This is a genomic window from Streptacidiphilus anmyonensis, assembly GCF_000787855.1.
Taxonomy (GTDB): Bacteria; Actinomycetota; Actinomycetes; order Streptomycetales; family Streptomycetaceae; genus Streptacidiphilus; species Streptacidiphilus anmyonensis.
Window position 1 is genome coordinate 61,585 of record NZ_BBPQ01000041.1, and the last position, 8,199, is coordinate 69,783.

Below are 8,199 nucleotides of genomic sequence, written 5' to 3' on the forward strand. Positions count from 1 at the left end.
CCAGCGCTCGTTGGGATCGGTGGAGACCATCCCCCATGGTCGACTCCCCGGGGCGGCGCACCGGACCTGGTGTGCGCCACCCCGGGACTCCTCCGGCAGCCCGCCCCCACCTCTTTCACGAGGTTGTCTACGGAGTGGTCTACGGAGTTGTCCACGGACTGTCCTACGGGGTTGTCCACCGAGTGGTTTACGGACTTGTCTTCGAACTGCTGCCCGCAGCGGTGAAGCAGCAGACCACCGCGCCGCGAGGGGGCGTCAGCGGCGCCGACAACTTCCCTGGGAGCCGGTTCCGGCGGCCGCAGCGGTCCGGGAAGCAACCGAAGCAGCAGCACGGCGCCGCGCGCAGCACGGCAGCAGAACCTCCGCGTCGCTGCTCTCCGAGCGCGCGACGGCGGCGCTGGTTGCTCGGTTGCTCCGCGTCTCCAGTTACACCGTTGCTGCTGCGGTCAGTCGGTTGCTCGTCCCGGCTGCGCGGGTGCTGCACTGCGGGCACAGGGCGGTTGCTCGACTGCGCCTGCGGCGGGGTGACATGGGAGGTGACATGGGTGACATGGCCGGGTGACATGGAGTCGGCCCATGTCACCTTCATGTCGGGTCTGACCTGGGCGAACACCGGCCACACCGGGCAGCGCGTTTCGCCATGTCACCATGTCAGCGCCGGTGGAAACGGCCTGCCGTCGCGGTTGCAGCGGGGCAGTCGCTGCCCGGCCTGGTCGCCGCGTTGCTCCACCGTTTCCCCGACGCTGGTTGCTCGCCGTGAACCGGGCAGCAGTGGGACGGGAAACCGGTGCGGATGACGGGGCAGCGGCAGCGGAGCAACCGGGTGGCCGCGGCGGCGGTCAGGGGCCGGCGTTCTCGTCCTGGTCCAGGGCGCGGTGGCCGGCCTCGGTGAGGCGGGCGGTCCACTGACGGCCGCGGCGGTCGGGTTCGCCGGACTCGTCCAGGATGACCAGGCCCATGGTGGCGAGGGGCTTGAGCGTGGCCAGGTGGAGGCCCCCGGTCCCTCGACCGGCGGGCACGCCCTGACCCTCGAGGCGATGCAGCAGGCCGAGGGCGTCCCACTGGCGGTCGGTTGTCGGGAGCCGCTGCGCGGAGTTCTCGGGCACGGTGCCGATCCTATGAGTGGGCCCGGTGGGCATGTCGGACACCCGTCCGGCCAGGGCCGGGCCGAGGCGATGAGGTTGCCTGAACGGTTGCTTCATAGGTGGCCTGAAGGGTGGCCTGAGCGGTTGCCGTACACGTTGCATGCACGGTTGCTTGGACCGGACGCTGTCGCCGGGCGTCAGGGCAGCTCAGCGGCCCCGTCAGGGCGGATTGGGCGCGCCGACTACTTCCCTACAGACCCCCTTTGCCCGGCCACGAATCCGTAGGAAGCATGAGCTAGGCAGCAGCGGGCGGGCGTACAGCGGAGGATTCGACGGGGTTCTACGGGGTGGGTCAGGCTGAGGCCCGGGGTTGCTTCTGCAGGTTGCTTCTGGAGCTGGCTACTGGCGGCTGCTACTTCGGCTTGCTACTCGGGCTTGCTACTAGAGGTTGCGTCAACGTTCCTCGTCTCGCGGGTGTTCGTGCAGCTCAGCGGCGCATTGTCCATAGCAGCCTGGCGCCGACTACTTCTCCTGGAGCCTGTCCAACCCCAGGGAAGTCCGACGACGTGGTGCTGGCGGGCGAGCTGATTGGCTGGCGCGGAAGAGACGACGACGAAGAGCAGCGGAAGAAGCGAAGAAGAGCAGAGCCGGAGCGGTTCGTCCCAGAAGAAGGGAGCGTGCAGAACAGCGTGGGAGACGGAACCGACCCCTGCTGCTGCGCGCCTGCGGCCGTTGGTGATGTTCCGCTCCGCGGCGGCCGGACGGTGCGCTGCGCTGGCACCGCCCGGGGGACAAAAGGGACGGGGCCAGGCGCGTGGGGAGCGCGGGACGGACAGCTCCGGCGATAGCGTCGAGCCATGGCAGACGAGACGAGCAGCAAGGCCAAGCAGCCGCCGGCCGACGCCGAGCGTGAACGACGCGCCGACGAAGCGCGCGCGTACCTGCACCAGACAACCGGCGCCGAGGTGACACCGGCCATGGAGAGAGCCGGCAGAGCGCTGCTGGAGCGCATCGCCGACGACACCAGGCGGCGCGCCACCGGAAGCGCTCCGGGAGGCAGCGCCGCCTGACCGCCGCACCACGCTCGGTCAGCCGCTGGTGCTGACCGGCTGTACTCCTGCGCCCACCAGCCCGGGACCAGTTGTCCGGGCGGCCCAGACTCGGCGGACCTGGGCAGAGGCCTGGCTGTAGTGGTCGACGAAGGCCGGGTCGGCGAGCTGTTCCGGACGGGGCGCACCGCAAACCCAGGCGGAGCTGCGCGCCCAGATGCTCCAGGCCAGGGTGCGGACTCCGAACCGGGCCATGTCCAGGTCCACCTCCGCCAGATACGTCTCGGTGACCGGAAGCGGACCGCGGACTCGCCAGATCACGCCGTCCAGCGGGATCGGGTCGTCGTCGCCGAGTTCGAAGAGGAAGCGCAGGCCGCGCAGGCGCAGCACCGCGGCGCACTGCTCCGGGCTCAGGGGCGTCCTGGCCAGCTCTCCCGTGTTCGTGGTCCGCACGACGCAGTCCTCGTGCGGCAGCTGGCCGACGCGGGCGACGGCGACGCAGGACGTGACGAACTCTCCGAGCCGGTAGGGGCGGTCGCAGCGCTGGAGCAGGACCACGACGTCGAAGCCGGCGCCTTCGGTGGCGATGGCTTCCTGCAGCCGGGCGAAGTCCAGTTCCCCGACGGCGGGTTCGTCCCAGGGGCAGATGTGGCGGACCAGGCGGCCGGGACCGTCGGCTTGCTCCCACAACACGGTGGTGGTCGGCTCCGCAGGCACTGGCTGCAGCAGTTGGCCCTTGCGGGACGGGAAGCTGATGCGCAGTTCTGACTCGGCCTCCTGCAGGAGCAGGACCCGCAGGCCGCTGTGGGCCCAGGAAGCCGAGACGCCGTCGACCAGTGGCCGCAGCTCGTCGGTGCCGTCCGCAAGGAACTGCACCACGGGAACCGGCGCACCGGACCTGGCCCGGTGTTCCCGCAGCGCGGTCGTGTACTTCCCGCCCGCACGTGCGTCGCTCCGGGCGGCCTGGGCAGAGGTGGGCTGGCGCTTGACCATGACGGAAGTCTCCTCAGCCGATCGGGCCACGCCCCGGACCGGCTCGAACGACTGCCGTGCACGACGACATCAGGCGAATCTCGGACGCGGGCCTCGGAAGACCTTGACCAGCCTGCCCCGGGAAGAGCGTGGTGTATGCCGGGGAAGAAGCCGGTGAGCGGCAGTACGCGTCTAGCCGATCCGCAAGTTACAGGCACAGCCACGCCCCCGGGTGGCACGGCGCGCCCAGGGTCGTCCGAACGAGGGAGCCGCACGCCGACCCCTTGACCGCGACCGGCGGCCGCGGGGGCGATCCGCTCCGTCACAGTCCTGGGACGGTGCTCTGCACGGCGCCCGGCACCGGCGAGACCATGGGAGCGGAGGTGAAGCCCGTGCGCATCAAGGACGTCGAGATCGGCGGGACCTACACCGCGAGCATCCCGCAGCGCTTGCCTGCCGCGATGCGCCTGGGAGCGACGCACACGCCCCAGGCGTGGCACGCGGAGCTGCGCCTGCACATGCTCCGTGGCAAGCGCGTCGCGGTCACCGTGACCGGCTACGGAGACGCGCCCGACACGGTGCAGGTCACCCAGGAGGTCCCCGCGAACCGCGTCGCGCTCCGGCTGACCGCGGAGCAGGCCGCCGGCCTCGGGCTCGCCGCGGGGCAGGAGTACCAGATCGAGGGCTACGTGACCGACGACGAGGACCGCATCGTCAGCTTCCCGACCTCCGTGACGCACACGATCCCCGCGCGCTGGCTCCGCCCGAAGGACGAGCGCCTGGTCCTGTCCGCCGACTCCGAGATGTTCCACCGGGCCGTGGTCTGCCGGGACGCCGACGGGAAGACCCTCGCCGAGATCCGTGACGCGGCCTCCGACGCCCAGGAGCGGCTGCACCACGTCCAGGGCATCGCACTGGACGACCCCGACGCCGACTGGTCCGTGCTCACCGCTGAGACCGACCACCGCGAATGGCAGCGGATCGCCGGCCACCTGGAGCACTCGGGCCTGGACCGGTACGACCCACGGGCGGACCCCGACGCCGCAGAGCACCCGCCGCTGATCCGCTTCCGTCGGCGCTGAACGGCACCGGGACTGTGCGAGTGGCCATGGTGAAACACCCCGTGAAACACCCCGTGAGACAGGGGGTGAAACACCCGGTGAAATACCCCGTGAAACGGGCTGCGCAGCCGACCTCGACCGCGCCGCGTCATGCCTGGTCAACCGGGGAGGCAGCACGGTCTTGGACTCCGACAACCCCCTGTGTGGGTAGGCGGGGGTTGCTCTCCGACGGGTGGGGGCGCGGGGAGGGAGCCCGCGCACCGGCCTGGACACCGAGTGGGCTACCCCGTGGCCTGCCCCGTGAGGTAGGGCATGAGGTGCCCCGTGAGCTACCCCGTGGTCTGGCCTTGCCGCTGCTCCGCGAGCATCGGTCAAAGCCGCAGATCAGAACGACTGGTGACCCCTCATCGAACGCGGACATCCCCCTCTGCGCGCCCTTCCCGCCTGCGAGTGAAGCGAGGGAGGCGACGGGGCAGGCGCGCGCGGTGGGTAGGGGATGCTTGCTGCAGGGGGAGATCGGCGGGCGGGGCATCGAGACCGAGGCACTCCTTCGAAGAGTCCGCTGCCGTCTTCCAGTGGCCCGTCTGTCGGTGTTGATACGCTGCCCCGCACAGCCGCCCAACGACGCCCAGCCTCCGTCGGCGAGGCAGCGCAGCTGATGTAACGTCAGGTTCTTTGGGTGTAACGCCGGGGTGTAACAGCGGGTGTAACGCCGCGCGTTGTTACACCCCTGACCTGCACCGATACTCGCTCCAGGCCCGTCAGGGTGCACTCGCCGTTACGCCCACGTCGGAACCCCGTACAGCCCTCAACCCCGGTCCCGCCGGTCCTCGGCGCGCTGGCGAAGGTGGGCGAGAAGCCGCACAGCGGACGCGGCCTGGCCGCGCCGCTCGTAGGCGCGGTCGGCCATGGCCACCAGGTCGTCGCTGACCACGGTCACGCCCGCGTCCCAGCCGGCCTCGAACCGCTCACCGCGCTCGCGGTCGGCGCAGCCGGTGCGCTCGACCACGATGCACTGCGCCCCGGCGATGGCCCCGGCCTCCACCGAGCACAGCAGCTCGTCCACCTCCTCCACCGGCAGGCCCGCCCATGTCAGCACCTCCACGATCCGCAGCGCGGCGTTGCTCTGGCCCACTTGGTACTGGCCGACCCGGTGGATCGGGTCCTCGCTGCGCTCCAGCGCGCCGATGCCCGGCGTCACCACGTGAGCCCCAGCGCCGCCAGGGCCGCGAGCTGCTCCGCGGTGAGCTTCGCGCGGCGCGACTTCGTGTTGCTCAGCCAGACGCCCAGCTTCACCCTCGCCCCGTCCTCCGGCCCGCCCATGACCTCTTCCTCGTGGCCCCTGGGGACCACCACAGAGCCGGTCCGCGCCTGGTACTGGGCGAGAGCCGCCAAGCCCCGCGAGAACGCCGTAGAACGGCCTCCAGAGGCCTTCCGGGCAGGCTGCTGCTCCTCCGGGACGGGCGGGAACGGGACGACGCCCAGAGCCGTCAGGCGCTCGCGCTGGGCGGGCATCAGGCCCTGCCAGACGACGTGCTGACGCTGCCGCTCCAGCCACCGGCCCACGTCGTGGCCGTGGATGGTGACGCCGGGCTCCAGGTCGACCAGCTCGGCCCCGAGCTCGGTGACGCACTCGCGGACCCCGGCGTAGTGCCGCTGCCAGTCCAGCGGCCAGTCCGGGTTCCAGTCCGGGTCGATCCCGGCCAGCGCGGCCTCCCGCTCCGGAAGGCCGGCCAGCGCGCCCGGACGCCGCATGTTCGACAGGAACTGCCCCACCGGCTTGTCCAGCGCCGTCGCCGAGCGCGGAGCCGCCAGGGTGCCGTGGTCGGCGAAGTACGCCTTCACCGCGGCCAGGTTCTCCTCGAACGCGAACTCCATCGCGTCCCAGATCATCCCCAAGCCCTCCAACTGCGCCACGCGCTTGCCGGTCATCTGGCTGGCCGCGTAGCTCTTACGCTGCTCCGAGATCCACTGCCCCAGCGGGTAGTTGCCCTCCCGGTGCCCGAACGGCACCCGCAGATGCCCCTCCCGCGCCACGAACTTCTGCGCCGAAGCGAACCCGTGCATCCAGTCGAGCCGCTCGGTGTCGATCACATTGAAAGTCACCCACTGCGCGACCATCACCGGGTCACGCTTCACCGAGAAACGCAGGAACAGCCGGTTTTCCCTCGCGCCCTTCTTCGGCTCCGCACCGATATCAAAGGACGGATTGACGACGTTGGTCTGCTCCTCCTGCGGGATCGCCAGCAGTTCCACAGCCTGTTCGTCGTGAGCCCTCAGAGCGGTCAGGACATTCACCAACGGCCGATACGACCCCGAGGTGAACATATCCTCCGGAGCCTCCCCCGGACCCAAAAACACAGGCACAATCAGCGACGCCAACTTGCCCTGACCGGGCTGCTGCCGAAGCGCCCGACCGATCGCCTGGACGATGTCGTGCGGCGCACCTTTTGGATCAAGGAGTGCCACCGAGTCCACGGCCCGGATGTCGACACCTTCACCCAGCACCCGGCAGTTCGACAGGACCGCCCGCCGCGCGCTGCGCCCGAACTCCGCCAGCACCCGACTCCGGCGCTCCCGGTCGTGCTCACCCATCAGCCAGTCCGCCCAGATCACGGACGGGTACTTCTCCGGGTCCGCCGCGTGCAGCTTCTTCGCCACGGCAGGCAGGCCGGCCGAGTACGCCTGAGCCTCTATCGTCCGGTGGTGGAAGGTGATGCAGGTCTGCAGCTGATGATCCGACATGGTCCGCAGCAGCGCCGCGTGCAGGGCGCCCATTCGCTGGCCCCGGATCTCCTCCTGGCGCCGCTCGGGACTCATCAGCTTCTCCGGGGTGACCACCGGGTCCTCCAGCTCGACCACGATGATCTGGTACTTCGCCAGCAAGCCCCGCGCGACCGCGTCGGCCAGCGTCAGCTTCCACACCACCGGCCCGAAGATCGCCTCGTCGTCCATCGACGCGGCGAGCTCCTCCTTCAGCCGCTCGCGCCGGTAGCCGGCCTCCCGCACCTTCCAGGCGGGCTCCGCCCGCTCCTTCCAGATCCGCGGCGTCGCCGTCAGGTACAACCTCCTGGCGGCCGGGATCGCGGCCTGGTCGTGGATCTCCGCCCACGCCTTCCCCAGCGACCCGGACGTGCGGTGCGCCTCATCGACACAGGCCAGGTCCAGCGGGTCCAGACGCTGCCCGTAGACGCCCTCGAAGGCCTCCGCGAGCACGCCCAGCGAGCTGTAGGTGGCGAAGATGAGCACCGGGCCCTGGCCGTGCCACAGCGCCAGCTGCGGCGGGCTCGTGGTGCACCGCACGTCCAGCGCGAACAGCTCGGCGTCGTCGTCCAGCGAGCACACCGCCACGGCCGGCCCCGTGTGCCCGACCTCCCGCCACGCCTTCGCGGTCTGCGCCAGCAGGTCGAGCGTCGGCACCAGGACCAGGATCCGCCCGTGCGGCACCAGCCGGCGCGCGGAGGCTGCGGCGATGACCGTCTTTCCCGTTCCGCACGCAGCATGGACCTGCGCCCGCAAACCGTTCGGCGGGATACGCTTGCCCGGCGGGACGTCCAATCCGCGAATGATGGCGTCCACCGCCTCGACCTGATGGTCACGGAGCTTCACCGGCATATCGGCATTCCCTTCTCGGTGTCATCGGATTGGAATCCACGGCACGAGATGATCAGGCCGTGCTATCCGGGGCAGGGGTCCGCTTGCGATCCTGACTCTACACACTGCATCATCTGAGTGCAGCCGCTTTGACGAGATTTCCCACTGACGGATGATGCTACACCGAAACACTCCCACCTCGGGCAGTGATGCGGTAGTCTGGTGCCCTGTCAGAAACGGTTTCCCGGTGCGCCAGGCAGGACGGAGCGTCAGTGGAGTCCGGGACCGGCATCACAGGGCCGGCCGTGACGCCCCCTCATCTGACTTGCCGTCGAAACCCGGTATTAGCTGGGAATCCCTGACCTTACACAGCCGTCGGAGTGATGCACCCTCCCCTCCTAGTCGCGTAGTTCGGATTCCCGCTCGCGGGAATCCGGG

6 protein-coding genes are annotated in these 8,199 nt (G+C 70.2%); 2 read left to right on the plus strand and 4 right to left on the minus strand.

The genetic code is table 11. The features are described 5' to 3' along the window. Nucleotides 1-839: 839 nt before the first annotated feature. Nucleotides 840-1,106: a hypothetical protein gene (locus TR50_RS28280; protein ID WP_042428113.1), complete on the minus strand. Its 267-nt coding sequence runs from the start codon at nucleotides 1,104-1,106 to the stop codon at nucleotides 840-842. Nucleotides 1,107-1,942: 836 nt separating this feature from the next. Between TR50_RS28280 and TR50_RS28285 the strand changes: the two genes are divergently transcribed. Next, nucleotides 1,943-2,155, plus strand: a complete 213-nt coding sequence (locus tag TR50_RS28285) for a hypothetical protein (protein WP_042428117.1) — start codon at nucleotides 1,943-1,945, stop codon at nucleotides 2,153-2,155. Nucleotides 2,156-2,173: 18 nt separating this feature from the next. Here the strand turns inward: TR50_RS28285 and TR50_RS28290 are convergent, their stop codons facing one another. After that, the gene (locus tag TR50_RS28290) at nucleotides 2,174-3,127 is read right to left on the minus strand and encodes a hypothetical protein (RefSeq protein ID WP_052441416.1); all 954 of its coding nucleotides are present in this window, start codon (nucleotides 3,125-3,127) and stop codon (nucleotides 2,174-2,176) included. 371 nt (nucleotides 3,128-3,498) lie between these two features. Between TR50_RS28290 and TR50_RS28295 the strand changes: the two genes are divergently transcribed. After that, entirely contained in the window at nucleotides 3,499-4,188 is a 690-nt protein-coding gene (locus TR50_RS28295) for a hypothetical protein (protein WP_152648689.1), read from the plus strand. 787 nt (nucleotides 4,189-4,975) lie between these two features. Here TR50_RS28295 and TR50_RS28300 read toward each other — a convergent pair. Further along, nucleotides 4,976-5,368 (minus strand): hypothetical protein, encoded by a 393-nt coding sequence (locus TR50_RS28300; protein ID WP_160311203.1) that lies wholly within the window; start codon nucleotides 5,366-5,368, stop codon nucleotides 4,976-4,978. Then, nucleotides 5,365-7,782, minus strand: a complete 2,418-nt coding sequence (locus TR50_RS28305) for a DEAD/DEAH box helicase (RefSeq protein WP_042428126.1) — start codon at nucleotides 7,780-7,782, stop codon at nucleotides 5,365-5,367. The genes TR50_RS28300 and TR50_RS28305 overlap by 4 nt, the downstream gene beginning before the upstream one ends. Between the last annotated feature and the right edge of the window lie 417 nt (nucleotides 7,783-8,199).